The 23,852-nt window shown below is 71.5% G+C and carries 22 protein-coding genes and 3 pseudogenes; 12 read left to right on the top strand and 13 right to left on the bottom strand.

Features of this window, described 5'->3' with window-relative positions:
* Position 1 precedes the first annotated feature (1 nt).
* The 3 genes from ACWC5O_RS12940 to ACWC5O_RS12930 are packed head-to-tail and all read right to left on the bottom strand — an operon-like array spanning position 2 to position 3,584.
* The gene (locus ACWC5O_RS12940; protein WP_450586776.1) at positions 2 to 685 is read right to left on the bottom strand and encodes an SDR family oxidoreductase; all 684 of its coding nucleotides are present in this window, start codon (positions 683 to 685) and stop codon (positions 2 to 4) included.
* Positions 682 to 2,628: a cytochrome P450 family protein gene (locus ACWC5O_RS12935; protein ID WP_450586774.1), complete on the bottom strand. Its 1,947-nt coding sequence runs from the start codon at positions 2,626 to 2,628 to the stop codon at positions 682 to 684. The genes ACWC5O_RS12940 and ACWC5O_RS12935 overlap by 4 nt, the downstream gene beginning before the upstream one ends.
* A gap of 2 nt (positions 2,629 to 2,630) precedes the next feature.
* Complete coding sequence (locus tag ACWC5O_RS12930) at positions 2,631 to 3,584, bottom strand: cytochrome P450 (RefSeq protein ID WP_450586772.1); 954 nt, start codon at positions 3,582 to 3,584, stop codon at positions 2,631 to 2,633.
* A 731-nt stretch (positions 3,585 to 4,315) separates the two neighbouring features.
* On the opposite strand from ACWC5O_RS12930, the gene ACWC5O_RS12925 reads away from it, so the two are divergent.
* Positions 4,316 to 5,380, top strand: coding sequence for a LacI family DNA-binding transcriptional regulator (locus tag ACWC5O_RS12925; protein ID WP_450586770.1), 1,065 nt, complete (start codon positions 4,316 to 4,318; stop codon positions 5,378 to 5,380).
* A 182-nt stretch (positions 5,381 to 5,562) separates the two neighbouring features.
* On the opposite strand, the pseudogene ACWC5O_RS12920 reads toward ACWC5O_RS12925, so the two are convergent.
* Positions 5,563 to 5,733, bottom strand: a pseudogene (locus ACWC5O_RS12920) (ISAzo13 family transposase); the annotation flags it as partial.
* A 271-nt stretch (positions 5,734 to 6,004) separates the two neighbouring features.
* Positions 6,005 to 6,466 (bottom strand): MarR family winged helix-turn-helix transcriptional regulator, encoded by a 462-nt coding sequence (locus ACWC5O_RS12915; RefSeq protein WP_450586768.1) that lies wholly within the window; start codon positions 6,464 to 6,466, stop codon positions 6,005 to 6,007.
* Between the two features lie 103 nt (positions 6,467 to 6,569).
* On the opposite strand from ACWC5O_RS12915, the gene ACWC5O_RS12910 reads away from it, so the two are divergent.
* Positions 6,570 to 7,418 carry an SDR family oxidoreductase gene (locus tag ACWC5O_RS12910; RefSeq protein ID WP_450586766.1) on the top strand — a complete coding sequence of 283 codons (849 nt, stop codon included), beginning with the start codon at positions 6,570 to 6,572 and terminating at the stop codon, positions 7,416 to 7,418.
* A 68-nt stretch (positions 7,419 to 7,486) separates the two neighbouring features.
* Here ACWC5O_RS12910 and ACWC5O_RS12905 read toward each other — a convergent pair whose 3' ends face one another.
* The 3 genes and pseudogenes from ACWC5O_RS12905 to ACWC5O_RS12895 form a co-directional block, all read right to left on the bottom strand.
* The gene (locus ACWC5O_RS12905) at positions 7,487 to 7,750 is read right to left on the bottom strand and encodes a hypothetical protein (RefSeq protein WP_450586764.1); all 264 of its coding nucleotides are present in this window, start codon (positions 7,748 to 7,750) and stop codon (positions 7,487 to 7,489) included.
* Positions 7,747 to 8,610 carry an isocitrate lyase/PEP mutase family protein gene (locus tag ACWC5O_RS12900; RefSeq protein WP_450586762.1) on the bottom strand — a complete coding sequence of 288 codons (864 nt, stop codon included), beginning with the start codon at positions 8,608 to 8,610 and terminating at the stop codon, positions 7,747 to 7,749. Before ACWC5O_RS12900 ends, ACWC5O_RS12905 begins: the two co-directional genes overlap by 4 nt.
* Positions 8,611 to 8,770: 160 nt before the next feature.
* Positions 8,771 to 8,955 (bottom strand): annotated as a pseudogene (locus ACWC5O_RS12895) (ThuA domain-containing protein); the annotation flags it as partial.
* A gap of 86 nt (positions 8,956 to 9,041) precedes the next feature.
* Here ACWC5O_RS12895 and ACWC5O_RS12890 point away from each other — a divergent pair.
* Positions 9,042 to 9,674 carry a VOC family protein gene (locus tag ACWC5O_RS12890; protein ID WP_450586760.1) on the top strand — a complete coding sequence of 211 codons (633 nt, stop codon included), beginning with the start codon at positions 9,042 to 9,044 and terminating at the stop codon, positions 9,672 to 9,674.
* A gap of 42 nt (positions 9,675 to 9,716) precedes the next feature.
* Complete coding sequence (locus ACWC5O_RS12885) at positions 9,717 to 10,289, top strand: hypothetical protein (RefSeq protein WP_450586758.1); 573 nt, start codon at positions 9,717 to 9,719, stop codon at positions 10,287 to 10,289.
* A gap of 6 nt (positions 10,290 to 10,295) precedes the next feature.
* Here ACWC5O_RS12885 and ACWC5O_RS12880 read toward each other — a convergent pair whose 3' ends face one another.
* Positions 10,296 to 11,234 (bottom strand): hypothetical protein, encoded by a 939-nt coding sequence (locus ACWC5O_RS12880; RefSeq protein ID WP_450586756.1) that lies wholly within the window; start codon positions 11,232 to 11,234, stop codon positions 10,296 to 10,298.
* Positions 11,235 to 11,482: 248 nt separating this feature from the next.
* On the opposite strand from ACWC5O_RS12880, the gene ACWC5O_RS12875 reads away from it, so the two are divergent.
* A complete protein-coding gene (locus tag ACWC5O_RS12875; protein ID WP_450586755.1) occupies positions 11,483 to 11,881 on the top strand; it encodes a VOC family protein in 399 nt (132 codons plus the stop codon).
* Here ACWC5O_RS12875 and ACWC5O_RS12870 read toward each other — a convergent pair.
* A complete protein-coding gene (locus ACWC5O_RS12870; RefSeq protein ID WP_450586753.1) occupies positions 11,867 to 12,562 on the bottom strand; it encodes a helix-turn-helix domain-containing protein in 696 nt (231 codons plus the stop codon). The genes ACWC5O_RS12875 and ACWC5O_RS12870 overlap by 15 nt on opposite strands.
* Positions 12,563 to 12,572: 10 nt before the next feature.
* On the bottom strand, positions 12,573 to 13,508 hold the full coding sequence (locus tag ACWC5O_RS12865) for an AraC family transcriptional regulator (RefSeq protein WP_450586751.1): 936 nt from the start codon (positions 13,506 to 13,508) through the stop codon (positions 12,573 to 12,575).
* A gap of 79 nt (positions 13,509 to 13,587) precedes the next feature.
* Between ACWC5O_RS12865 and ACWC5O_RS12860 the strand changes: the two are divergent.
* Positions 13,588 to 14,622: pseudogene (locus ACWC5O_RS12860) on the top strand (hypothetical protein); the annotation flags it as partial.
* A 32-nt stretch (positions 14,623 to 14,654) separates the two neighbouring features.
* Here ACWC5O_RS12860 and ACWC5O_RS12855 read toward each other — a convergent pair.
* Positions 14,655 to 15,839, bottom strand: coding sequence for a YihY/virulence factor BrkB family protein (locus ACWC5O_RS12855; RefSeq protein ID WP_450586749.1), 1,185 nt, complete (start codon positions 15,837 to 15,839; stop codon positions 14,655 to 14,657).
* Between the two features lie 130 nt (positions 15,840 to 15,969).
* On the opposite strand from ACWC5O_RS12855, the gene ACWC5O_RS12850 reads away from it, so the two are divergent.
* The 4 genes from ACWC5O_RS12850 (at position 15,970) to ACWC5O_RS12835 (ending at position 21,312) form a co-directional block, all read left to right on the top strand.
* Positions 15,970 to 17,607: an acyl-CoA dehydrogenase family protein gene (locus ACWC5O_RS12850; protein ID WP_450586748.1), complete on the top strand. Its 1,638-nt coding sequence runs from the start codon at positions 15,970 to 15,972 to the stop codon at positions 17,605 to 17,607.
* Positions 17,608 to 17,928: 321 nt separating this feature from the next.
* A complete protein-coding gene (locus ACWC5O_RS12845; RefSeq protein WP_450586747.1) occupies positions 17,929 to 19,194 on the top strand; it encodes a GAF domain-containing protein in 1,266 nt (421 codons plus the stop codon).
* A 163-nt stretch (positions 19,195 to 19,357) separates the two neighbouring features.
* The gene (locus ACWC5O_RS12840) at positions 19,358 to 20,692 is read left to right on the top strand and encodes a hypothetical protein (RefSeq protein ID WP_450586746.1); all 1,335 of its coding nucleotides are present in this window, start codon (positions 19,358 to 19,360) and stop codon (positions 20,690 to 20,692) included.
* A gap of 56 nt (positions 20,693 to 20,748) precedes the next feature.
* The gene (locus ACWC5O_RS12835) at positions 20,749 to 21,312 is read left to right on the top strand and encodes a GNAT family N-acetyltransferase (RefSeq protein WP_450586744.1); all 564 of its coding nucleotides are present in this window, start codon (positions 20,749 to 20,751) and stop codon (positions 21,310 to 21,312) included.
* A 156-nt stretch (positions 21,313 to 21,468) separates the two neighbouring features.
* On the opposite strand, the gene ACWC5O_RS12830 is transcribed toward ACWC5O_RS12835, so the two are convergent.
* Positions 21,469 to 21,681, bottom strand: a complete 213-nt coding sequence (locus tag ACWC5O_RS12830; RefSeq protein ID WP_450586742.1) for a hypothetical protein — start codon at positions 21,679 to 21,681, stop codon at positions 21,469 to 21,471.
* 248 nt (positions 21,682 to 21,929) lie between these two features.
* On the opposite strand from ACWC5O_RS12830, the gene ACWC5O_RS12825 reads away from it, so the two are divergent.
* The gene (locus ACWC5O_RS12825; RefSeq protein WP_309486338.1) at positions 21,930 to 22,013 is read left to right on the top strand and encodes a putative leader peptide; all 84 of its coding nucleotides are present in this window, start codon (positions 21,930 to 21,932) and stop codon (positions 22,011 to 22,013) included.
* A 125-nt stretch (positions 22,014 to 22,138) separates the two neighbouring features.
* Positions 22,139 to 23,836, top strand: a complete 1,698-nt coding sequence (locus ACWC5O_RS12820) for a nitrite/sulfite reductase (RefSeq protein WP_450586741.1) — start codon at positions 22,139 to 22,141, stop codon at positions 23,834 to 23,836.
* Positions 23,837 to 23,852 lie beyond the last annotated feature (16 nt).

Genomic DNA, 23,852 nt, shown 5'->3' with positions numbered 1-23,852 from the left:
CTCAGTCGATGACGGTACGGGACACCGTCGCGTCCGCAGGTGCCCGTACCGCGTTGAGTACGACGGCGGCCACCGACTCGGGTCGCAGGAACTGCTCCGGGCGGTACTCGCGCCCGGCCCGTTCGGCCGCCCTGCGTTGCAGTTCGGTGTCTGTCGGGCCCGGGTGGATCGACGTCACTCGGACTCCGTTGGGGCTCTCCTCGGCCTGAAGGGCCTCTGCGAACGCTCGCAGCGCGTACTTGCTGGCGGCGTAGGCGCCGCGATGCGACTTGACCCGGAGGCCGGACCCGGCGTTGATCAGGACCACATGTCCTCGGCCCCGGCGGAGGGGCGGCAGGAGCAGCCGGGTGAGTTCGGCGGCGGAGAAGAGGTTGACGGCGAAGACGCGCTGCCACGCGTCGAGCGAGGTGTCGGCGATGGTGCCGGGTTCCGCGACGGCTGCGTTGTGTATGAGCACGTCCAGTCGGTCGATGTCCGTCGTGGCCCGGGCGAGTTCCCCGGGATCCGCCAGGTCGGCCACCCAGGGGCCGGCGTCTCCGGGCAGCTCCTGGGCGAGCGCCTCGAGCAACCGGGTGTCCCGGCCGCCGAGGAGCACGTCGTGCGTGGGGGCGAGGGCACGGGCGATGGCAGCGCCGATCCCCCGGGAGGCGCCGGTCACGAGGGCGCGAGGTCGTGGGGTGTTCATGGTGTGGCACCTCCTGTGACGGGCCGGAAGGTGACCGGCAGGCTGGTCAGTCCACGCATGAACCGGCTGTACCCCCAGGTCAGTTCGCTGGGGTCGGTCGCGAGCGCCAGTTCGTCGCAGCGTTCCAGAAGGGTGCGCAGCCCGATGGTGGCTTCCGCTTTGCCGAGCGGCGCGCCCAGGCAGTGGTGGATCCCGTATCCGAAGGCGAGGTGACCCCGGCTGTCGCGGCGGATGTCGAACCGGTCGGGTTCGGCGAAACGGGCGGGATCGCGGTTGCCGGCGCCGTAGGAGAACAGTACGGCCTCTCCGCCACCGGGGACGGTGACGTCTCCGATCTGTACGTCGCACGTCGTGAACCGCAGGACGGGCGCCATCTTGATGGGGCCGTCCCAGCGGAGGATCTCCTCGATCGCCTGCCCCATGAGATGGGGCTGTGCGCGCAGCATCGCCAGTTGCCCGGGGTGCTCCAGCAGGGCCAGTACGCCGTTGCCGATGAGGTTCGCGGTCGTCTCGAAACCGGCCACCAGGAGGAGGAAGGACATGGCGATCAGCTCGTCCTCCCGGTGATCGCCCGCGAGCAGGCGCCCCAGCAGGTCGTCGGCGCCGGCGGTGGCCTCCCTCTTCTCCTTCAGCAGTCCGATGAGGTAGTCCCGCATCTCACGGGCGGCACGGGGCATGCGCCCGTGGTCGCCCTCGCTCATCTCGACGTAGACGCCGGCCAGACGCGCGAAGGTGTCGCGCCCTTCGGCCGGCACGCCGAGCACTTCGGAGATGACGGTGAGCGGCAGACGCTTGGCGAAGTCGGTGATGACGTCCAGGCGCCCCAGCGGAAGGACCGGGGCGAGGAGGTCGTCGGTGATCTCCTGGATGCGGGGACGCAGGGCCTCGATGCGGCCCGGGGTGAACTCACCTGCCACCAGGGCCCGCAGTCTGGTGTGGTCCGGGGGGTCGGAGCGGAGCATGTTGCGTGTGACGGTGTAGGTCTCGTCGGCGAAGGCCCACGGGGCGGACCGGACGGTCTTGTTGCCGTGCCCCGGATCGTTGCTCAGCCGTGGATCCTTGCCCGCCGTCCGGATGTCCTCGTGGCGCGTGACGAGCCACACCGGAGCGCCGGCGAACATCACGCGCTGTACGGGGCGTTCGGCCCGCCGGCCGGCGAGCAGCTCATAGGGGGCATTGACATAGCCCTGCTGGTCCATGAGATCGGTGGCATTGTGGGCATCCTCATGTCCCGGAGGCCGCGTGGGGCGGGTGACAACGTCGTTGACCTGCTCCGAGCTCACGAGACCTTCATGCCGCGCGGTCGTTGGTCGTCCGTTGCCCCGGGCATGGGCGGGCAGGGCCAGGCGCACCGGCAGCGCGTCGCAACGAGGGTTCGAGGGGTCGGCGGCGTTCGGGGTCCACGCACCCCACGAGTGGTACATGCTGCAGTTCCGTCGCTCCAGGTAGCAGATGAGGTTGACCGGCCACCCGGTGTTGACGAACACGTACGTGTCCATACGCGTCGGGTACTCGCTCAGCGGCGGCCCTCCGCCCGGTGAGTCGATGTTGTGCCAGTCGGGGTGCAGGTGGATCGACCCGAGGATGTCCAGGCCGTCCGCCTCGGCGCCCCGCAGGATGCGCAGCAAGTCGGTGGAATCGCACCAGTACCCGCGACGTGGGTTCTCGTAGGCCGTCCCGAAGCATGGCACGATGCATTCCGCGAACTCTCCCAGGGCCGCGCTGTCGGTGGCCCGCACGTTGCGGCCGAACTCGACGCGCTCGATGCGGGCGTTGCCACCGTGCATACGGCCGACCAGCACGCCGAAGCACGGGTAGGGGCAGCCCGGCCTGATCGCTTCGTAGACGACGAGTGCGGCGTCGAGGAACGTGGAGCAGGCGGTGCGCTCCAGGAAGACCTGCATGCTCTCCGGGCATGTGCCGGGACTCCGGCGGTTCGTCACGATCAGCGTTCCGTTCGCATGACGGGGAGGGACGTGAACCCGCGCAGCCGCCCGTACCTCTGGGCAGGAGGTTGTGCCTGCGCGAGATCGGGGAGCCGCTGCCGAAGCCGCTGCAACAGCATCGCGATCTCGAGGTGCACAAGTTCGGCGCCGAGGCAGTAGTGGGCGCCTCCACCGAAGCTCAGATGACGTGGCCCGCCGCGTCCCGGCAGGAACTCGTCCGGCCGGGAGTACACAGCGGGATCCCGGTTGGCGGCGCCGAGCACCGGCCAGACCCGCGCGCCCGCCGGTATCGTCACGCCGCCGATGACCACCGTCCTGGCGGGAATGCGCGGGGCGGGGGTGAACTGCACCGGTGCGTCGTAGCGGAGCAGCTCGTCGACGAACATCCGGGCACGGACGGGGTCGTCCAGGAAGACCGCACACTCGGGGTGACGGATCATCAGGACGATGCCGGTCTCGATCCCCGCAGCGATCTGTGGGAATCCGGCGACCGTGAGGCCCGTGAGGATGCTGACCAGTTCGTCGTGCGGCAGGGCGTCGGGACGGGCGGTGTGCACACGGACGAGTTCGGACGTCAGATCGTCGCCGGGCGCACGGCGTCTGCGGGCCACTTCCCCTTGGAGGTAGTCGGTGAGCCGTCGCATCGCCGCCGCGCCGTCGCCCTCCTCTTCGGGCAGTGGCCCCGAGGTCGGAAAGATGTCGGCGACGAGCCCCGAGACCAGCTCTCGGTCGGTCCGGGGCAGTCCCAGCATGTGCATGATCGTGTCGCGTGGGAAGGCCTCGGCGACAGGGGTCATGTCGGTGACGCCGTGGCGCAGCTTTTCGACCACGGGTTCGAGCAGGTGGTCGCAGAGGCTGCTGAGCCACGGCTGCCGACGTCGCACGTGCTCGGCGAACCGCCGGGCCACTGCCGCACGCATTCTCGTGTGCCGGGGCGGATTCTGCGAGCTCATGACACGGGACAGCACCGGCACGGCATGTCCGGTCCTCCCCCTGGACGGCCGGTGAGCACCCGGCGCGAGGAAGAGCTCGCGCCCGGTCAGTACGCGTCGGCAGTCCGGGTATCGCGTCAGGAGGTAGGTGCCGCTCCGGCACCGGTACACCGGTTCAGTCTCACGCAGTCGTTCGTAGACGGGGTACGGGTCGCCGGTGTGTACATCGGCAAGAGCGTCGATGGAGCCGATGATTCCCATGGCATCAACCCCTCGGGGCGATGAACGAAAACCTCGTGTCAGCCCTCCCCATTGACCACTCCGAACGGGTGACGCGCGACTCGGCACCCGATCGGATTACTCCAAACGGGTGATGCTCCGTCCTCCGTCACCGCGCTGAGCAGGGATTCCGTGATTTCGGCAGCGCAAACTCCCACCCCGAGTCGGCCCAGCAGCGGATGTCCGCGCCGGTCAGGGTGTCGAGGACGCCGTGGGGTGCGGGCGGCCTTGATGTCGTGGACGGCACCGGGCAACGCGGGGACCGCGCGTCAACGGCCTCACAACCACCCCACCCTGTTCGAAGTTTCGAAAGTCCCCCCGCCCACCATCCCGCGAATTCCCATGTCTTCACGCCGTGTTGACGCACACCTATCGTAGGAAGCGCTTTCTGCATGCTCGGTGAGCAGGCCGCGGAAGCAGCGTTGGTCGCAACTTTCGGTGGCCCGAGGGCGGGTCGGAGAGGCGGGTTCCCCATGGTCCGTGCGGGGAGTGCGAGCGTGGCGGCCGGGCCGACGCTGGCGGTGGTCGCCCGCGAGGCGGGGGTGTCGGTGCCGACCGCTTCGAAGGTCGTCAACGGACGGGAAGATGTGGCTCCGGAGACTCGGCGTCGGGTCACCGAGGCGCTCGACCGGCTCGGGTACGTGCGCAGACCCCGTTTCGACGCGACGAAGACGCCGGCCCTGGTGGACCTGGTGGTGCACGCGCTCGACAGCTCCTGGTCGGGTGCCGTACTGCACGGAGTGGAGGAGGCGGCGTACGAGGCGGGCCTCGAGGTGGTGGTCTCGGCGGGCCTGAACCGCACCCGGGGCGACCGCCCCGAGCGCGACTGGCTGGACAAGCTGACCGCGCGCGGTTCCTCGGGCGTGCTGTTCAACCTGGCGGAGCTGTCCCCGGCCCAGTACGCCTGGCTGGACCACCACCGCATCCCGTTCGTGATGATCGACCCCGTGCACGAGCCGCCGTCCGGAGTGATGTCGGTGGGGGCCGCCAACTGGCAGGGCGGGGTGAGCGCGACCGAGCATCTGCTGGCCCTCGGACACGAGCGGATCGCGGTGATCGCCGGCCCGCGGCGCAGGATGTGCAGCAGCGCCCGGGTGGCGGGCTACCGCTCGGCCCTCGCCTCGGCCGGGGTACGGCACCGTGGCGAGTACGTGCGGCACGCCGGGTTCGAGGAGCCGACCGCCCGCCTGCGCATGCACGAACTGCTGGACCTGCCGCAGCCGCCGACGGCGGTGTTCGTGTGCTCCGACCGGATGGCGCTCGGCGTGTACACCGCCCTGGCCGAGCGGGGGTTGCGGGTGCCGGACGACGTCAGCGTGGTCGGCTTCGACGACCTGCCCGAGGCCCGCTGGGTCACCCCGGCGCTCACCACCGTCCGCCAGCCCCTCGCGGAGATGGCGGCGACCGCGCTGCGGCTGCTGGTGCGGATGATGCAGGGGGAACGCCCGGAGGGGACACGGACGGAACTGTCGACCAGGCTGGTGCGGCGGGCGAGTACGGCCGTGCCGCCCGCCGCCCGTTCGGCCGCATCGCGGTGACCGCCCCGAACCCAGGCTTGCACCGCGCATGAATCCCACCACGCGCACCGCAGCGGCCCTCGCCGCGGCCGCCGTCGCCCTGGTCACCGCGTACGGCACCGCCCAGGCCGCACCCTCACCCCCGCACGGCACCGCACCACCATGGCCGCGCCCGGCGACGACGAACACGCCCCCGAGGAGGACACGGTGGCCAGGACCTGGCCAGGGAAGGCGAGCCGGGGCGGGCGGCCGCGTCCGGTATCGCCGTCCGTGGCCAGCGTCCGGGTCAGATCGACAGCAGAGCCGGACCCCAGGGCTGCCATCTCGGCGTCGTCGATGGCGACTCCGGTCGGGTAGGTGTCCACGCCGAGGTCAGGCCAGGTGGAGCCGTCTCCATCCTGCGCCAGCATGCGGTAACGCACGGTGTCGGGGTCGCGGCTCTCCCGGATGAGCACCCACTTGTCCACCAACTCGAATATCAGCCCGAGGACTTGCCAGTGATCGCCACCGTCCTCCGCCCAGAACAAGGATCGCTGCGGCGAAGACGCGTGCGGCAGCGTAGAACTACGTGCTCATCACGTGTTCCACGGGGAGCGGACGTCGGCTGTCAGTCCGGCTTCTTCCACTGCGTCGATGCGGGTCTCGTCAGCCGTCCTTGTTGGCCTTGAGCTTCTGCCACACCCTGCTGAGCGCCTGCAGGTCGTCCTCGTCCAGGAGGTCCGTGAAGACGGGGGCGAGGCACTCGCGGCGGGTGGCGTCGGCCGCCTCGAAGAGCCGATGCCCCTCGGGGGTGAGCGAGACCTCGACGGAGCGGGCGTCGCGGGCCGAGGGGGTACGGGTGACGAGACCACGGCTCTGGAGGGCGTCGACGACGCGCGAGACCTGGCTGCGGCTGAGCATGGTGCTGTTGCCCAGGACGGAGGCCGGAACGGGGTCGGGGCTGGAGGCCAGCCAGAGCAGGACCTCGAACCAGGAGACCGGAAGATCGTGCGCCTTGCTCAGGGCGCGGTCGACGCGGTCCGTCAGGACGGTCCCGGCCCAGACCAGCCCGTAGAAGGCGTGGTCCGCCACCGGCATCTCCGCCTGCGCGAGCTTCTTCTTCGGCATGTCATCAGCTTACCGGTTGCGTGTACACGCACGTAAGTGCATTATGGTGTGTGTACACGCACTCAAATGAGCCGAGATTCCCGTGCCCCGAAAGGCCTCCCCCATGTCTTCCCACTCCCCCAAGGTCGTCCTCATCACCGGCACCTCCTCCGGCATCGGCCTCTCCGCCGCCGTCTCCGCCGCACGCGCCGGCTGGACTACGGTCGCCACACTGCGTGACCCCGGCCGCTCCGACGCCCTGCGCAAGGCCGCCGCCGAGGCGGGCGTGGAGGTCGACATCCGTCGGCTCGACGTCACCGACGAGGCCTCGATCACGTCCGCGATCGACGGCGTGCTCGCCGACTACGGTCACCTGGACGCCGTCGTCAACAACGCGGGCGCCGGCCACCTCGGCACCCTGGAGAACGAGTCCGTGGCCGAGGTCCGCAAGGTCATGGAGGTCAACTTCTTCGGCGTGCTCAACGTCTCGAAGGCTGCCATGCCCCACCTGCGCGCCTCCGGCGGCCGTCTGATCACCGTGACCAGCGTCGGCGGCGTCATCGGACAGCCCTTCAACGAGGCCTACTGCGCGGCCAAGTTCGCCGTCGAGGGATACATGGAGAGCCTGGCCCCCGTGGCCGCGGCGCACGGCGTGTCCGTCTCCGTGATCGAGCCCGGCGCCGTCGCCACCGAATTCGTCGCCAACGTCGGCGTCGACCTGGAGGAGGCCGTCGCCGCTGCCGGGGTGTACGCGCCTCAGCTGAACGCCTACCTGAACCGCACGATCGCGCAGTTCCTCGACGGCGCGCAGACCGCCGAGGGCGCCGCCGAGTCGGTGATCGAGGCTCTGACCGCGGACGAGCCCGCCTTCCGCCTCCAGACCTCCGACTGGGCCCGCGGCTTCGTCGGCACCAAACTCACCGACCTGGACGGCTCCGCGGTCCTCGGCATCACCAACGGCTGGGTCGCCTGACCTTACCCACCCGGCGAGGGCCGGGCATCCCCCGCACGGGGTGCCCGGCCCTTTGCGATCGGCCTGTCTCAGTCCTCGTCGTCCCTCTCCAAGTCGCCGAGGAGGGCCTGGATGGCGTCCACCGCGCTGCCGTCGTGGTCGCTGCCCGCGGTGCCCTTTCCGGTCTGCACGTTGGCCGTCCGGTCGACCTCCAGGATCGAGTCGGCCTGGGAGTTGTCGATGACGGTGATCAGACTGCTTCCGTTGGCCACCGCGGGCGCGGCACCGGCCGCGAGGAGCGCCGCCGCGATCACCGCGGCCGCCCCGAGCCGGGGCCCGGCGCCACCCGTCACACGCCCACGCCCTCGGGCTGCAGCCGTTCGCGGGCGATGTTCCGTTCCAGCAGCGTGGTCGACGCCTTCACACCGACCCCGCCGGCCGGGTCCACCTGCGGCAACCGCCCGTCCGCCGCCTTCAGCTCGCCGAGCGCCGAGTCCATCGCCTCGTGCGCCGCGAACAGGCAGGGGGTGCTGTAGATCGCGACGTCGACGCCGAGGTCGGACAGCTCAGTCAGCGACAGCCGGGGCGACTTGCCGCCGGCGATCTGGTTGAACAGCAGCGGCTTGTCCCCGACGACCTCGCGGATGCGCTTGATCCACTCGACGCTGCGCACCCCGTCGACCAGCACCACGTCGGCGTCGGTCGCGGCGAGCCGCTCGGCCCGGTGCAGGATGTCGTGCTCGTCGGTGGCGTCCGTACGGGCGACGACCACGAGGTCCTGACGGGCGGCCAGAACCTTGTCCAGCTTCTCCAGGTACTCGTCCAGCGGCAGCACCTGCTTGCCGTCGGCGTGCCCGCAGCGGCGGGGCCGCTTCTGGTCCTCCAGGATCACCCCGGAGGCACCGATCCGTTCCAGTCCCTCGACGACGTGACAGGCGACCTCGGGGTCGACGTACCCGTCGTCGATGTCCACCAGCAGGTGGTGGTGCGGGAACGCGCCCCGCAGTCGCTGGACGAACGCGACCATGTCCGGCCACGCGATGAATCCGATGTCCGGCAGTCCGTAGTACGACGCCGCGAAGCCGAAGCCCGAGACGAACATGCCGTCGTAGTGGTTGGCCGCGATCGAGGCCGAGTACATGTCGTACACGCCGATCAGCGGTGTGGTCCCGGGCCCGGCGATCCGCTCGCGCAGTTTTGTCCCGTAAGTCAAGGTCCGGCTCCTCCGGTGGGTGGGTGACGCGGGACCGGGGGCGGGTCACCGCGTCTCGACGCCCTTTGCCAAGACAAGAGCATCTCTAGGTACGCATATGACCCGCCCCATACGCCAGCTTTACTCACCCCGATGGCCGAACGGGTTCACCGCAGAAACGTCACTCGCAGAGCCGTCCCGCCCAGGCGATACCGCCGCTCAAGTGGGTCAGGAAGGCCTGATCCCGATAGGCCTCGGCGGCGTGTCCGGGGGCCGCGCAGAACACCCGTCCCCCCCCCTGGCGGCGGCACCAGGCCAGCGGATGGTCGACCCCATGCCGCCGCCCTCGTACGACGTCTCGTCCGCCGACGGTGAACTCCCCCAACCCCCTCCATCTGGACCGCGTTCCTCAGGCTCCCCAACAACCTCCGAGAGCTGTAACCTCCCCCGGAATGAAGGCCATTCCTCCGCTGCTGGACCACCTCGTTCTCGCCACGCCCGATCTGGCCGCGACCGTAGCCGAGTTCGCGTCGCGGACCGGGGTGACGCCCGCGCCCGGTGGGGTGCATGTCGAGCTGGGTACGCGGAACTACCTGGTCGGGCTGGGCGGCCGGAGCTATCTGGAGATCATCGGGCCGGATCCGGAGCAGCCGGAGCCGGTGGAGCTGCGGCCGTTCGGGGTCGACCGGCTGGCCGGGCCGGCCACGGTGACCTGGGCGATCAGCCCGCCTGACCTGGAGGCGGCGATCGCGGCTGCCCGAGAGCGGGGTTACGACCCGGGGCCGATCCACCCGATGAGCCGCCGCACCCCGGACGGCACGCTGCTGGAGTGGCGGCTGACGGACAGCGGCAGCGGGCATCCCTCCGGACTGGTGCCGTTTCTCATCGACTGGGGCGGCTCGGTGCACCCTGCCGCCTCGGGACTGCCGGTCACCCCGCTGCTGGAGGTGACGGCCACGGCTCCGGAGCCGGACAAGGTACGGCCCCTGCTGTCGGCGCTGGGCACCGAGCTCGCCCTCGGCGAGGGGCCGTTCATGATCTCTTTCACCGTTCGGACGCCGGAAGGGCCGGTGACCTTCGGGTGAGCCTGGAGAACCTCCGTGCCCTCCGTGTGCCAGCATGACGCTGTGGTGGTGCTCCTCCCCGGCTGGGTGTGGCGAGGCGGTCCGGTTCACAGGGCGTTGATCATCGGACTTTCGGCCGGTGTCCTCTTCGGCGCGTTCGTGCTGGCCGAGTCGGGATCATGGGTGGGCGCGGTCGCGGCGGTTCTCGTGCTCGGCCCTTTCTACGGAATCAGGGTGGCCCGACGGATGGCCCGGGTCTGGCCCGGGGCCGGGGACCTGGATCCGGCGGATCGGACGGCAGTGGTGCGCGCCGCCCGACGTGGTGAGGACACCGGTGACGCCCGGCTGGCGCCTGCCGTCATCGACTACTGCAACGGCCTGCGGACAGCACGGGAACAAGATCGCCTCCTCCTCTGGGTGGTCCTGGTCTTCGCCGGACTGGCTGTGGCTCTCGCGCTGATCGACACCTTCTCTGGATCGATGCGGCAGGCATGGGTGTCGTGGCTGTTCGTCCTGTTCTTCCTCGTGGAGCTGACGTGGTGGCCCCGGAGGCAGGCGCGCATCATGTCCTGCGCAGAACGGGCGGAGCGGTCGGCCCGTCGCGCATTGCGACAGCGGAATTCGCCTGGTGGGTGAGACGGACTAGAACACGCGGAAGTTCCTGGAGCTCTGCAGCTGGAGGTAGATCCTGCGCAGCCACGGCTCGCGTACGGCCGGCAGTCTGGCCAGCGTGTACAGGAACAGGTTGCGGTCGGGCCGGAACATCCACCCCGGGCGCAGCGGCAGCGGGTCGTCGCGCTCGACGCCGCGGGGCAGTCCGCCGGTCACCGGCAGGCGGGGCAGGTCTTCGGGGAAGGCCAGGCCCAGCCACACGTCGGCGGGCAGCGGTACGGTCGCCGGGCTGCCGGGCGGCTGCCATGCCTCGCCGGTCTGCGGGTGCACGGGGACCAGAACGATGTCCGGGCCCGACGCGCCCGACGCGGGCAGACCCGGGCCGGTCAGGGCCAGCGTACGGACCGGCCGTCCGGGCGGGAGCAGGGCGTCGAGTGCCCGGCCGAACATGTCCGTGACGAGTCCGCCGGGCAGGGCCACGCGGGCGCCGGCCGAAGCCACCAGCAGGTGGGCCAGGGCAACACCGGCGGCCGCCTCCCACTGCGGGCTCCAGTGCCCGGGCTGCTCGACGGGCGGCGTGCCGTGCCCCTCCTCCACCACGGTCTCCCAGTCGGAGATCCGGGGAGCGGGGCCCGGAACGCGGCGTACGGCGGTGGGGGTCAGCCACACGGCCTGCCAGATCGAGCAGTCGTCCATCCGGGTCGCCACCGGCCGGCCGCACTCCTCGCAGGCCAGGTTGGGGCCGTTTCTGCCGTCCAGGCCCAGGCAGTAACCGTCGTGGCCCGGGATCAGCACGGTGCCCCGGACGTCCCCCGGCGCGACGACGACCGCGCCCGGCGGCCCGGAGAAGAGGACGTACACCGGAGCGAACACCCCCAGGGCCGCCGCTCCCTCCTCGCCCACCTCGTCCCAGGGAATCCAGGGCCCTCCCCGGGGCTCCGGGTCGATGGCGTATGTTCCCGACTCCATCAGGGCCGGGAGCATATCGTGCCAGAAGTGGTGCCGGGCCCGCACCGGAAGCGCCACCCTGGACACGGGCACGGTCAGTTCCGTACCGCACTGATCACACACGAACACGTCGGCCAACAACCACTCCCCCACGATCGAACGGATGGATCATTCCGACCGTGCGAGGCAGGCGCAACCGTTTATCCGCCGGTGCCACCGTGTCCGATTCCTTCAAGACCGGGCACCCGGCCCGTGCCTACGGTGAACCCATGACTCCACGATTCGCCGTGATCGGCGTGGTGGCCTCCGATCTGGCCGCCTCGCTCGCGTTCTACCGTCGCCTCGGACTGGTCTTCCCCGAAGGGGCCGAGGACCAGCCGCATGTCGAGGCCGAGCTGCCCGGTGGGCTGGTGCTCGCGCTGGACACCGAGGAGACCGTCCGGTCGTTCCACTCCGGGTGGCGGCCGCCCGCCGGCGGGGGCCGGGTCGGGCTCGCGTTCCGGTGCGGCTCGCCGGCCGAGGTCGACGCCGTGTACGAGGGCTTGGTGGGCGCCGGGTACCACGGGGAGCTGAAGCCGTGGGACGCCTTCTGGGGGCAGCGGTACGCCACCGTGCACGACCCCGACGGCAACGGCGTCGACCTGTTCGCGCCGCTAGCGGCCGAGTAGCTCTCCGAGCGGCATGCCCGCCAACTGCCGTACATCCCGGGCGAGATGGGGCTGGTCCGCGTATCCGGCGCGGGCCGCCGTCTCGGCGTACGGGACGCCGGAGCGGGCGAGGGCCAGGGCGCGTTGCAGGCGCAGGACGCGGGCGAGGGTCTTGGGGCCGTAGCCGAACGCGGTCAGGCAGCGGCGGTGCAACTGGCGGTCGCCGATGCCGAGTTCGCCGGCCGTCGCCGCCACCGGGCGGCCCGCGTCCAGGCACTCCACCAGATGGCGCAGGAGCGGGTCGGGGGGTTGCACCTGCGCGGCCCGGTCCAGCGCGATCTCCTCCAGGGCCGTCGCCGGGTCGGGCGCCGCCTCGATACGGTCGCGCAGTCGTCGTACCCGGGCGGCGGGCCACAGGTCCGTCAACTCGACGCGGGCGTCGCGCAGCTCGTGGGCCGGTACGCCGAGCAGGGCGGGCGCGGTGCCGGGGAAGAAGCGGATGCCCGCCCAGGCGCGGGGCGGGCCCTCGGGGACGTACGGGCGGGTGTCGGGCCCGGCGACCAGCAGCCGGCCCTCGCTGAACAGCAGGTCCATGCAGCCGTCGGGCAGTACCGGGCGGACACCCTCCAGGTCCTGCAGATGCTCCGGGGTGCGCTGCCACACCACCGCGCCGGTCAGTCGGGACGGCCGCTCCTCGTACACGTACGCCAGGCTACGCCGCGCGGGTGCGGTGCTCCTGGGGGCTGACCCCGTACACCCGCTTGAAGGCGCTGGACAGGGCGAAGGCGCTGCCGTAGCCGACCCGGCGGGCGATGGCGGCGAGGGTGTCCTCGGTGTCGCGCAGCCGGTCGGCGGCCAGGGCGAGGCGCCAGGCGGTGAGGTAGGCCATCGGGGGTTCGCCGACCAACTCGGTGAAGCGGCGGGCCAGGGCCGCCCGGGACACCCCGGCCTCGGCGGCGAGCGCGGACACCGTCCAGGGGTGGGCCGGGTCGTCCTGGATCAGGCGCAGGGCGCGGCCGACGACCGGGTCGCCGAGAGCCTGGTACCAGGCGGGTGCGGCCGCCTCGGGGCGGGAGAGCCAGGCCCGCAGCGCGCTGATGACGAGCAGGTCGAGCAGGCGGTCCAGGACCACCTTCTGGCCAGGCTGGTCGCGGACGACCTCGTCCATGAGCAGCGGGGTGAGCGGGCACTCCCACACCTCGACGGGGAGGGTCAGCAGCGGGGGCAGGGCGTCCAGCAGGCGGCCGCTGATCTCGCCCTGCATCAGATAGGTGCCGATCAGCATCACCGTCGGGGCGTCCGGGCGGTCGCCCCAGGTGCGCACGCCGAGGTCCATGGAGCCGTTCAGGAAGCTGCCGTCGGGGTAACGGCACTCGCCCCCGGGCAGGATCAGCGCCTGCGGGGCGGTGCCGGGAGTGTCGGCGCAGGTGTACGCGTCGGGGCCGCGCGCGATGGCCAGGTCGCCGGGGCGCAGCCGGACCTGCTCGCCGCCGTCGGGGGTGACCCAGGCCTCGCCGCGCGCCATCACCATCACCGTCAGCGGGGCGCGGTCCTCCACGCGGACCGCCCAGGGCGGCTCGAAGCACGCGCGGATCATGAAGGCGCCGTGCGCGCGGGGGCCGTCCAGGAGGCCTGCGAGTGCGTCCATGGGCTCAGCGTAGACGCGCGCGTATGCGGGTGAGCCGATCGGCGATGGTCCCCCGCGGGGCCGCAGTTGACTGACGGACATGACGCGGAAACTGACGGACAGGACACGGAACACGGGTGGGACACAGGGTTCGACGGTGGTGGTGACCGGCACGTCCGGTCGCACGGGCAGCCGGGTCGCCGAGGCCGCGCGGGCGGCCGGGCTGATGGTCCGGGCGGCCTCGCGGGCGGGGGGCTTCGACTGGCACGACGGGTCGACGTGGGCGCGGGTGCTGAGCGGCGCCGACCCGGCCTACCTGGTGTATCCCTCGGACGTGGGGGCGCCGGACGCCGCGGAGGCGGTCGGGCACCTGGCCCGCGAGGCCGTCGGTCTGGGGTGCGGCGGCTGGTGCTGCTGTCGGCGCGGGGCAGGCCCTGCCGTCGGTCTCCCGTCGTCCGCCCGGAGGGCGGGCCCCGCGGCGTCTGGTGCGTGCGATCGCAAAGCGCCGGAGCGCCCCGTGGCGGAGCCACGTGGGCGGTTCGGCAACGCGGCGAGCGTGCGTGCCAGACGCCGCGGGGCAGGCGGGAGACCGACGGCAGGGCCTAGGGAGCAGGCGCGGCCCACCGAGGAGGCGCTCCGGGCCTCGGGGGCGGACTGGACGGTCGTACGGGCCGCCTGGTTCGCGCAGAACTTCAGCGAGGGCCCGCTGGTGGCGGAGGTGCGGGAGCACGGGGAGCTGGTGTTCCCGGCGGGGGCGGTGCGGGAGCCGTTCGTCGACGCGCGGGACATCGCGGACGTGGTCGTGGCGGCGCCGGCCGAGGGCGAGCGGTACGTCGGACGGGTGGTGGAGGTCTCCGGGCCACGGCTGCTGACCTTCGGCGAGGCGGTCGCCGAGATCGCGGCGGCGGCCGGGCGGCAGCTGTCGTACCGGGCCGTGCCGGCCCGGGAGCACGGCGAGCGACTGGCCGGCTTCGGGGTGCCGCCCGAGGAGGCGGGCTACCTGGTCGGCCTCTTCGAGAGCCTCCTCGACGGCCGAAACGCCCACCTGTCGGGCGGCGTACGCCAGGTCCTGGGCCGCGAGCCGCGTGACTTCGCCGACTTCGTACGGGAGACCGCGGCGGCGGGCAAGTGGAAGCCGTACCCGGGCGCCGGCCGGCGGTCCGCCCGTCACCCGGCATGTGGCGGGGTGCTCCCGTTCGTTCCGTTCGCGCCCTTCACCTCGTGGCCCTTGTGGGTGTGGTGGTGGGGGTTCTTCGCGTGGGTGCGCAGGCGGGCCGTGACGTCCTCCGGGGGGAGGAAGCGGGACCAGCGTTCGGGGAACTCGGACGGCATGTCGGGGTCGTCGGGGTCGGCCTCGCGGGCGGCGGCGACGCGGGCGACGTACTCGACGACCTCCGCCTCGAGCAGCCGCTCGTTGGCGGCGCGGGCCGCGGCCGTGGCGGCGGCCGGCCAGACCCGGTCGATGGCGGCGTTCACCGCGGCGCCGACGAGCACGGCGAAGGCCGACACGCCGATCCAGAGGAGGACGGCGACGGAGGCCGCCAGGGAGCCGTAGATCGTGGCGCCCTCGATGGTGCTGGTGAGGTAGATGCGCAGGAGGAAGCTGCCCAGGACCCACATGGCCAGGGCGACCAGGGCGCCGGGGACGTCCTCGATCCAGGGGGAGCGGACGGGCACGGAAACGTGGTACAGGGTCGTCAGGAAGACGATGGACAGGACGATGACCACCGGCCAGTACAGGACCTGGACGACCGTCTCCGACCAGGGCACGACTCCCACCACCGCGTCCGGCCCGGCCACCATCAGCGGCAGTGCGACCGAGCCGATCAGCAGCGCCACGATGAACAGCAGGAAGGACATCATGCGGGTCTTGACGATGCCGCGGACGCCGTCGAGGCCGTACATGACGGTGATCGTGTCGATGAAGACGTTCACCGCGCGGGAGCCCGACCACAGGGCGAAGAGGAAGCCGATGGAGATGACGTCGGGCCGGCCGCCCTTCATCACGTCGTGCAGGATCGGCTCGGCGATCTCCTTCACGCCCTTGTCGGACAGGACCGTGCGGGAGGCCTCCAGGAGGTTGTTCTCCAGGCTCTGGATGGTGTCCGCGCCGGTCCAGGCGTCGACGTAGCCGAGGAGGCCGATGAGGCTCAGCAGCAGCGGCGGCACGGACAGCAGCGTGAAGAACGCCGCCTCGGCCGCCAGGCCAAGGATGCGGTACTCCATGCAGGAGTTGACGGTGTCCTTGAGCAGCAGCCAGGCGGTCCGGCGCTTGGAGACGTTCCGGTAGAGGACTCGGGCCCGGTGGAGCCGGCCGGCGGGCCGCTCGGGGGTTTCACTTCCTGGCTGCACGACCTAACGGTATCCGCCGAACGGGACCGCCCTCACCTTCCGGGGCAGGTGACGGGCCGGACGCGCCCACGGGCGGTGCTGTGCGACTCTGGAGGCCAGTATCGCTGCGATCCCGGGTAGGTTCGCAATCATGGCAGGCAACTCCACCCATACCGTGACGAACCAGCCCCCTCCGCTGGTGGGATACGACGTCTTCAGCGCCGACCGGGCCCTTGTCGAGGCGGTCGAGCGGCACACGGATCCCGATGTGCTGGCCGAGGTGCGCGACGAGCTGTCCGTGCTGGGCCGGGCCTCGGGTTCGGCGCAGGTGCAGGAGTGGGGCGTGCAGGCGAACGAGCATCCGCCACGGCTGCACACGCACGACCGGTACGGCCACCGGATCGACGAGGTCGAGTTCCACCCCGCCTGGCACCGGCTGCTCGGCAAGGGGGTCGGGGCGGGGCTGACCGGCGCCTGGACGCGTCCTGCCGGGCATGTGCGCAGGGCGGCCGGGTTCCTCGTGTGGACCCAGGTCGAGGCGGGCAACTGCTGCCCGCTGTCCATGACCCACGCGGCCGTACCCGCGCTGCGGGCAGACCCCGCGCTGGCCGCCGAGTGGGAGCCACGGCTGACGTCCACGGTCTACGGCCGTGAGCTGCGGCCCGCCGGGCGGAAGCCCGGCGCCCTGTTCGGCATGGGCATGACCGAAAAGCAGGGCGGCAGCGACGTACGGGCGAACACCACCGAGGCCCGGCCGCTCGCCGAGGCCGGGACGTACGTCCTGACCGGGCACAAGTGGTTCTGCTCGGCGCCCATGTCGGACGGCTTTCTGGTGCTGGCCCAGGCTCCCGGCGGGATCACCTGCTTCCTCGTCCCGCGCGTCCTCGCCGACGGCAGCCGCAACGTGTTCCTCATCCAACGGCTCAAGGACAAGCTGGGCAACCGGTCCAACGCCTCCGCCGAGGTCGAGTTCGACGGCACCTGGGCGCGCCGCGTCGGCGAGGAGGGACGCGGGGTGCGCACCATCATCGAGATGGTCGCCGCGACCCGGCTGGACTGCGCGCTCGGCTCGGCGGGCCTGATGCGGCAGGCGGTGGCGCAGGCCGTGCACCACTGCGCCCACCGGGAGGCGTTCGGCGGGAAGCTGATCGACAAGCCGCTGATGCGCAACGTGCTGGCCGACCTCGCGCTGGAGTCCGAGGCCGCGACAGCGCTGACGCTCCGGCTCGCGGCCGCCTACGACGACGGGGGCGAGCAGGAACGTGCCTTCCTGCGGCTCGCGGTGCCGGCCGCCAAGTACTGGGTCACCAAGCGCTGTGCGCCGGTGGTGGTGGAGGCCGCCGAGTGCCTGGGCGGCAACGGGTACGTCGAGGAGTCGGGGCTGCCCCGGCTGGTGCGCGAGTCGCCGCTGAACTCCGTCTGGGAGGGCGCCGGAAACGTTCAGGCGCTGGATGTGCTGCGGGCGCTGCAGCGCGAGCCGGGCGCGCTGGACGCCTGCCTCACCGAGATCGGGCGGGCGCACGGCGCCGACCACCGGCTGGACCGGGCGGTGAAGGACCTGTTCACCGAACTCGCCGATCTGGACGGCGTCGAGGGCCGCGCCCGGCGGCTCACCGAGCGCCTCGCACTGGTGCTCCAGGGTTCACTCCTGGTGCGGCACGCGCCGCCGGAGGTCGCCGACGCGTTCTGTGCCTCCCGGCTCGGCGGCGACCGGGGCGCGGCCTTCGGCACCCTGCCCAAGGGCTTGGACCCGGCCTCGGTGGTGGAGCGGGCCAGGCCGCTGCCCTGACCCGCTGACCTGAACCTTTACGGGGCATGGGGCACGGGGGTGGTGCTGCGCCGACACGGCACCACCCCCGCCTACTGGGCCCGTTGAAGGCCACAAAACGCCGCCCGAAGGCGGCGCCGGGTCAAGTCTCAGCCAGCCTCGTGCCATTCACCAGGGTTGCAGGGGGTTGCAACTTGTTGGTGACTGTGCGCGGACCCTGTGCCTCCGGCATGCGCCGGACGGCAGTATGTGAGGAACAGTCGGGCCGGAAACCGCCGCCCGGACGGCTTGACAAGTGTGTTCGATGCCCTTTCCGGGAGGACCCCAGTGGTGAACCCGCCGATGAACGTGGCGCGTCTGGCCGCCGTGGACGCGGCGCAGGCGGCGCGGGTGCTGAGCGAGGTACGCGAGGCCACACTCGCCGGGCAACGTGCGCGGATCGCACCCCGGCCGGTGATCGAGCAGTCCTGGGGACGGATGCTGCGCAGCGGCGTCGACCCCGACCACGACTTCAGATCCCGGCTGCTGCCCGCCGACGAAGTGCGGCGCAGACGCGAGGAGTCACCGCTCAGGCACGTCCTTCCGGTGTTGCGTCACGGGCTGCTTTCGGTCGCGGACGTCGCCCAGCACATCATGGTGGTCGCCGACGCCGAGGGACGTGTCCTGTGGCGGGAGGGATCCCCGCCGGTGCTGCGCAAGGCCGACGGACTCGGCTTCGAACTGGGCGCGGACTGGCGGGAAGACGTCGTCGGCACCAACGGCGTGGGCACCCCCGCGGTCGTACGGCGGCCCGTGCAGGTCTTCGCCGCCGAGCACTTCGTCCGGTCGCACGCCTCCTGGACGTGCACGGGCGCCCCGATCACCGACCCCAGGGACGGCCGGCTCATCGGGGTGGTGGACGTGAGCGGCCCGCTGGAGACCATGCATCCGGCGACCCTCGCCTGGGTGGACTCGGTGGCCAAACTCGCCGAGGCCCGGCTGCGGGAGCTGCACCTGTCCTCGCTGGAGCGGCTGCGCGCGGTGGCGGCGCCGGTGCTGGCCCGGCTGGACGGGCGGGCCCTGGTGGTGGACCGGAACGGCTGGACCGCGGCCGTGACCGGGATGCCGTACCTGCGGCGCGTGGCGGTGCCCAAGTCCCTCACGCCGGGCCACCGGTGGCTGGCAGCGCTCGGCACCTGCGCGGTGGAGCCGCTGGCCGGGGGCTGGCTGCTGCGGGTGGCCGACGAGCCGCTGCCGGCCAGCCCCACCCGGATCCTGCTGGACCTGAGCCGCCCGGGCCGCAGCTCCGTGACCGTGAACCGGGCGACGGGCTCCTGGTCCCGCGAACTCAGCCCCCGGCACGCCGAGTTGCTCTACCTGCTCGCCGAACACCGGTCGGGACGCGGCGCGGCGGGCCTGGCCGAAGACCTGTTCGGCGACCCTTCACGAACGGTAACCGTCAGGGCAGAAATATCCAGAATTCGCCGATATCTCGGGGACCTTCTGCGACACCGGCCGTATCGTTTCTGCGAGAACGCGGAGATCGAGGTGCTCCTGCCCGACAACACCCGTGACCTGCTGCCCCAGTCGACGGCACCGGCGGTGGCACGGCATCGGACAGCCGGCTGACCTGTCGGGTGACAGGTGGGTTCGATGCGGGCATCTTCCGCATATTTGCGGGTCTTGCCCCTGTGGCGCCCGCCACTGCCGTAGCATCCCTACGGGCCTCCCCACCTGCTCCTTGGTCAACGTACGGACCACCAGGCGCAGTTGGCCCGCCTCGGGAGGAGACATGAGACATCGCGGCAGACACCGCCGACACAGACGGGGCGCAGCCGTGCGCGCGTTCCTCGCCGGGACGGCGCTGGCGCTCACCGCGGCCGCCACGCTGATCAGCGCCTCACAGGCCACGGTCGCCGAGAACCCCGGCCCGCTCAAGCCACTGACCTCCCAGGCGGACACCGCGCCCCTGCGCCTGCAGGAGCACCTGGTGCCGGCCCGCACACTCAACCGGCTCGCCGCGTCCATGGGCCGCCCGGTCGGCGTGGACACCGTCCTGCAGAGCGCCGACCGCACCCTGAGCGCGGGCACCGGCTGCACCTCCGAGGACCACGCGACCCTGCCCGTCGCCCCGGCCGCCACCCGCGCCTACTGCTGGGACCCGGCCGACGCCGCCACCACCGCCTGGCGGCCGGCCTCGGTGACCACCTCCGGGGACGCCGACGAAGACGGCGTCTGGGGCACCCACCGGGCGATCCTCACCGGCTGGACCCACAGCACCACCACCGGGACCACCGCCGAGCGGGGCCTCGCCAGGGTCGCCTTCGTCGACGCCGACGACGCCGACCACCCCGTCTACCGCTGGGTGCTGCTGGTGGTCCCCGTCGACGGCGGCCGCGACTACCGAGGCCTCGCCTCCCGCGTCTTGGGCATGGTCTGGTACCAGGACAAGCTCCTGGTCACCACCACGACCGGCAGCGCCGACGCGCTCTACGTCTACGACCTCGACCGCATCCAGCGCACCACGGTCGACGCGCCCGCGATCGGCCGGGTGCCCGGCGGCTGGTCCGCCGACGGCTACGAGTACGTGATGCCCGCCGTCGGCTCCTACCGCTACCTCGCCGGCCGCTGCACCGCCGCCGGCCCGCCCTGCCCCGCGAGCCTCTCCCTGGACCGCGGCACCGCACCCGACAGCCTGGTCGCCGGCGAGTGGACCGCTCCCGGCAGCGACCGGCACGCCCGGCTGTGGCGGTACGCCTTCAGCACGGACCCCGCGCGCAGTGGACTGCTCGCCACCGACGCCGCCGGGCGGGTGGACGCCGTCGAGGCCTACCGGACCCGGACGGCCGGGATCCGGGGCGTGCTGTCGTACCGGCAGGCCGGGTCGGCCGGTCCGTCCTGGTATGTGGGACAGCTGTCCGGCTCCGGGGACGGCCACGGCGGCCTGTGGCGGCAGGACGCGAAGGGGGCGAAGGCGGCACACTGTGGATCGGACTCCTCCCACCACTGCTGGGCCGAGTCCGCGGGCTCCCTGTCCTACTGGCAGGAGACGGGCGAGGTGTGGTCCGTCTCGGACCGGATGCTGTTCGCGGTGCCCCTGGCGGTGCTCGACCGTTCGGTGCGCTGACCGGGGGTGACCTGGTCGATCGACAGACCGCCGGGCGGGATGATTCCCTGGCCCGCATGAGCAGCGTCCCTGTCACCACCTGGTCCCTGGAACAGACCTCGCCGGCCGACCTCCTGCCGGCCGCCGCCCCCGAGGGCGACGTCCGGATCGTCCGCGCCGAGGTTCCCTCCCCCGAGTTCAGCCGCTTTCTGTACACCGCGGTCGGCGGCGACATCCACTGGACCGACCGCCTCGTCTGGGACTACGCCCGGTGGCAGGAGCAGCTGGACCGTCCCGGTGCGGAGACCTGGGTGGCCTACGACCGCGGCACCCCCGCCGGGTACGTCGAGCTGAACCCGCAGGACGACGGCGTCGTCGAGATCATCCTCTTCGGCCTGATCCCCGCGTTTCGCGGCCGCCGCATCGGGGGCCATCTGCTGTCGTACGGGGCGGCTCGCGCGTGGGATCTGGCGGAGCGGTGGCCTGAGCGGACGCCGACCAAGCGGGTGTGGCTGCACACGTGCAGCAAGGATGGGGAGTTCGCCATGGACAACTATCAGCGGCGGGGGTTCAGGCTGTTCGACACGAAGGTGGAGCTGGAGGCGGAGGTGGCTACGCCGGGGTTCTGGCCGGGGGCGTAGGGGCGGTCAGGGACTCGACGGCATGGTCTTCTGCCGGGCATCCAGGGCTGGCATCCACTCGATCCAGCCGGCCCCGTCATAGGGGCGGTGCGCAGGGCGGCGTCGGGGCGCGGGCGATGTTGGACAAGTGGTGCGCCAGCGTGCCGACGACTCTTGTCATCTGCTCGTCACCACGGCGTGCAAGGGCTTCCAGACCCGATCGAAGCGCCCTTCGAGCCCCGTCTGCTGGATGCGCGCATCGCGGAAGGCTTCTTCGAGCCCGGGGTCACGCAGCAGATCAGCGAGATACGTATCATCGACCGCGCGCTCGGGAGCGTAAGGGTCCATCGCGTAGTTGAACAGCGCCAGCGTCGCCTTCTCCGTGTGCACCCGCCACAGCACCCGGGCCACCGGCCCCGAAGCGATCAGTGATGCCGCCCCCCGTTCGCCGTCTCAGTCCCTGGACCGGCAGGATAGGGGCGGAGATGTCCGGGTGTCCCAGGTTCGGACACAGGTCGCGAGACGCTTCTGACGCTACGTACGAGACCCACATCACAGTGTCCCGGCATTCGAGACAGCCATGTCCAGTATGCGGATAACAGTGGACTGCCCAGAGATCCCCGTGACACGCTTCCGTCATGTCTGGAACTGGAATTGCCTTGGTGAGTCGGCGGCACGTCGACCTCGGCCGCATGTCCAGCGCCATCTGTCCGGCGAGCTGACCGCCCCAGCACCGCCGATCTCCTCGTACACCTGATTCCTGCCTGCGCAACGCCGCGCACGCCTGCCCGCGTGCCCTTATGCGCAGCTCAGAGCCGCTTCCCGCCTGTCCGAAGGACGTAGAACCATGGCCGCCAACCCGCAGAACCCCGCCGCGTCCGCGCCCGGCCGCAAGGTGAGCCGTCACCGCGGCGAGGGTCAGTGGGCCGCGGGTCACTTCACCCCGCTCAACGGCAACGAACAGTTCAAGAAGGACGACGACGGTCTCAATGTGCGGACACGCATTGAGACGATCTACTCCAAGCGTGGCTTCGACTCCATCGACCCCAACGACCTGCGCGGGCGGATGCGCTGGTGGGGTCTTTACACCCAGCGCCGGCCCGGGATCGACGGCGGCAAGACCGCAATCCTGGAGCCTGAGGAGCTGGACGACGAGTACTTCATGCTGCGGGTGCGGATCGACGGTGGTGCTCTGACCACCCAGCAGCTGCGCGTGATCGGCGAGATCTCGCAGGAGTTCGCGCGCGGCACCGCGGACATCACCGACCGGCAGAACGTCCAGTACCACTGGATCCGGATCGAGGACGTGCCCGAGATCTGGGACCGGCTGGAGGGCGTGGGTCTGTCCACGGTCACCGCGTGCGGTGACACCCCGCGAGTGATGATCGGCTCGCCGGTCGCCGGCATCGCCGAGGACGAGATCATCGACGCCACGCCGGCGCTGGAGGAGATGAAGCGCCGCGTCCTGAACAACAAGGCGTACTCGAACCTCCCCCGCAAGTTCAAGACGGCCATCTCGGGTTCGCCGCTGCTGGACGTGGTGCACGAGATCAACGACGTGGCGTTCGTCGGTGTCCGGCACCCCGAGCACGGTCCCGGCTTCGACGTGTGGGTCGGCGGCGGTCTGTCCACCAACCCCAAGCTCGGCGTGCGGCTCGGCGCCTGGGTGCCGATCGACGAGGTCCCCGACGTCTACGAGGGTGTCATCTCGATCTTCCGTGACTACGGTTACCGCCGGCTGCGCACGCGCGCGCGGCTGAAGTTCCTCGTCGCCGACTGGGGGGCGGAGAAGTTCCGGCAGGTGCTGGAGGACGAGTACCTGAAGCGCACGCTGGTCGACGGGCCCGCTCCCGAGCAGCCGGTCCAGCAGTGGCGCGACCACATCGGTGTGCACCGGCAGAAGGACGGCCGGTTCTACGTCGGTTTCGCCCCGCGGGTCGGCCGGGTCGACGGCGCCACGCTGACGAAGATCGCCGACCTCGCGGAGGCGCACGGCTCGGGCCGGGTGCGCACCACCGTCGAGCAGAAGATGATCGTCCTCGACGTCGAGCAGGACAAGGTGGACTCGCTGGTCGAGGGCCTGGAGGCGCTGGACCTCACCGCCCGGCCGTCCTCCTTCCGGCGCGGCACCATCGCCTGCACCGGCATCGAGTTCTGCAAGCTCGCCATCGTCGAGACCAAGCAGCGCGGTTCGCAGCTGATCGACGAACTGGAGCGCCGCCTCCCGGACTTCGACGAGCCGATCACCATCAACATCAACGGCTGCCCGAACGCCTGCGCCCGTATCCAGGTGGCGGACATCGGTCTCAAGGGCCAGCTGGTCCTCGACGACAACGGCGAGCAGGTCGAGGGCTTCCAGGTGCACCTCGGCGGCGCGCTCGGCCTGGAGGCGGGCTTCGGCCGCAAGGTCCGTGGCTTGAAGGTCACTTCGGAGGAGCTGCCCGACTACGTCGAGCGCGTCCTGAAGCGCTACCAGGCGGAGCGCGAGGACGGGGAGCGGTTCGCCACCTGGGCGGCCCGGGCGTCCGAGGAGGCCCTTTCGTGAGCGCGGCGAACGAAAC

The organism is Streptomyces sp. NPDC001450 (genome assembly GCF_053597295.1).
This window is presented reverse-complemented; position numbering and strand designations above follow the sequence as displayed.

What these genes read in the sequence shown, in the direction of transcription:
- ACWC5O_RS12940 (WP_450586776.1), bottom strand. Translation starts at nt 685, where the DNA reads ATGAACACCCCACGACCTCGCGCCCTCGTGACCGGCGCCTCCCGGGGG.
- ACWC5O_RS12820 (WP_450586741.1), top strand. Translation starts at nt 22,139, where the DNA reads ATGGCCGCCAACCCGCAGAACCCCGCCGCGTCCGCGCCCGGCCGCAAG.
- ACWC5O_RS12865 (WP_450586751.1), bottom strand. Translation starts at nt 13,508, where the DNA reads ATGGACGCACTCGCAGGCCTCCTGGACGGCCCCCGCGCGCACGGCGCC.
- ACWC5O_RS12930 (WP_450586772.1), bottom strand. Translation starts at nt 3,584, where the DNA reads ATGAGCTCGCAGAATCCGCCCCGGCACACGAGAATGCGTGCGGCAGTG.
- ACWC5O_RS12845 (WP_450586747.1), top strand. Translation starts at nt 17,929, where the DNA reads ATGAACGTGGCGCGTCTGGCCGCCGTGGACGCGGCGCAGGCGGCGCGG.
- ACWC5O_RS12875 (WP_450586755.1), top strand. Translation starts at nt 11,483, where the DNA reads ATGACTCCACGATTCGCCGTGATCGGCGTGGTGGCCTCCGATCTGGCC.
- ACWC5O_RS12925 (WP_450586770.1), top strand. Translation starts at nt 4,316, where the DNA reads ATGGTCCGTGCGGGGAGTGCGAGCGTGGCGGCCGGGCCGACGCTGGCG.
- ACWC5O_RS12825 (WP_309486338.1), top strand. Translation starts at nt 21,930, where the DNA reads ATGTCTGGAACTGGAATTGCCTTGGTGAGTCGGCGGCACGTCGACCTC.
- ACWC5O_RS12880 (WP_450586756.1), bottom strand. Translation starts at nt 11,234, where the DNA reads ATGGAGTCGGGAACATACGCCATCGACCCGGAGCCCCGGGGAGGGCCC.
- ACWC5O_RS12835 (WP_450586744.1), top strand. Translation starts at nt 20,749, where the DNA reads ATGAGCAGCGTCCCTGTCACCACCTGGTCCCTGGAACAGACCTCGCCG.
- ACWC5O_RS12910 (WP_450586766.1), top strand. Translation starts at nt 6,570, where the DNA reads ATGTCTTCCCACTCCCCCAAGGTCGTCCTCATCACCGGCACCTCCTCC.
- ACWC5O_RS12850 (WP_450586748.1), top strand. Translation starts at nt 15,970, where the DNA reads ATGGCAGGCAACTCCACCCATACCGTGACGAACCAGCCCCCTCCGCTG.
- ACWC5O_RS12840 (WP_450586746.1), top strand. Translation starts at nt 19,358, where the DNA reads ATGAGACATCGCGGCAGACACCGCCGACACAGACGGGGCGCAGCCGTG.
- ACWC5O_RS12915 (WP_450586768.1), bottom strand. Translation starts at nt 6,466, where the DNA reads ATGCCGAAGAAGAAGCTCGCGCAGGCGGAGATGCCGGTGGCGGACCAC.
- ACWC5O_RS12890 (WP_450586760.1), top strand. Translation starts at nt 9,042, where the DNA reads ATGAAGGCCATTCCTCCGCTGCTGGACCACCTCGTTCTCGCCACGCCC.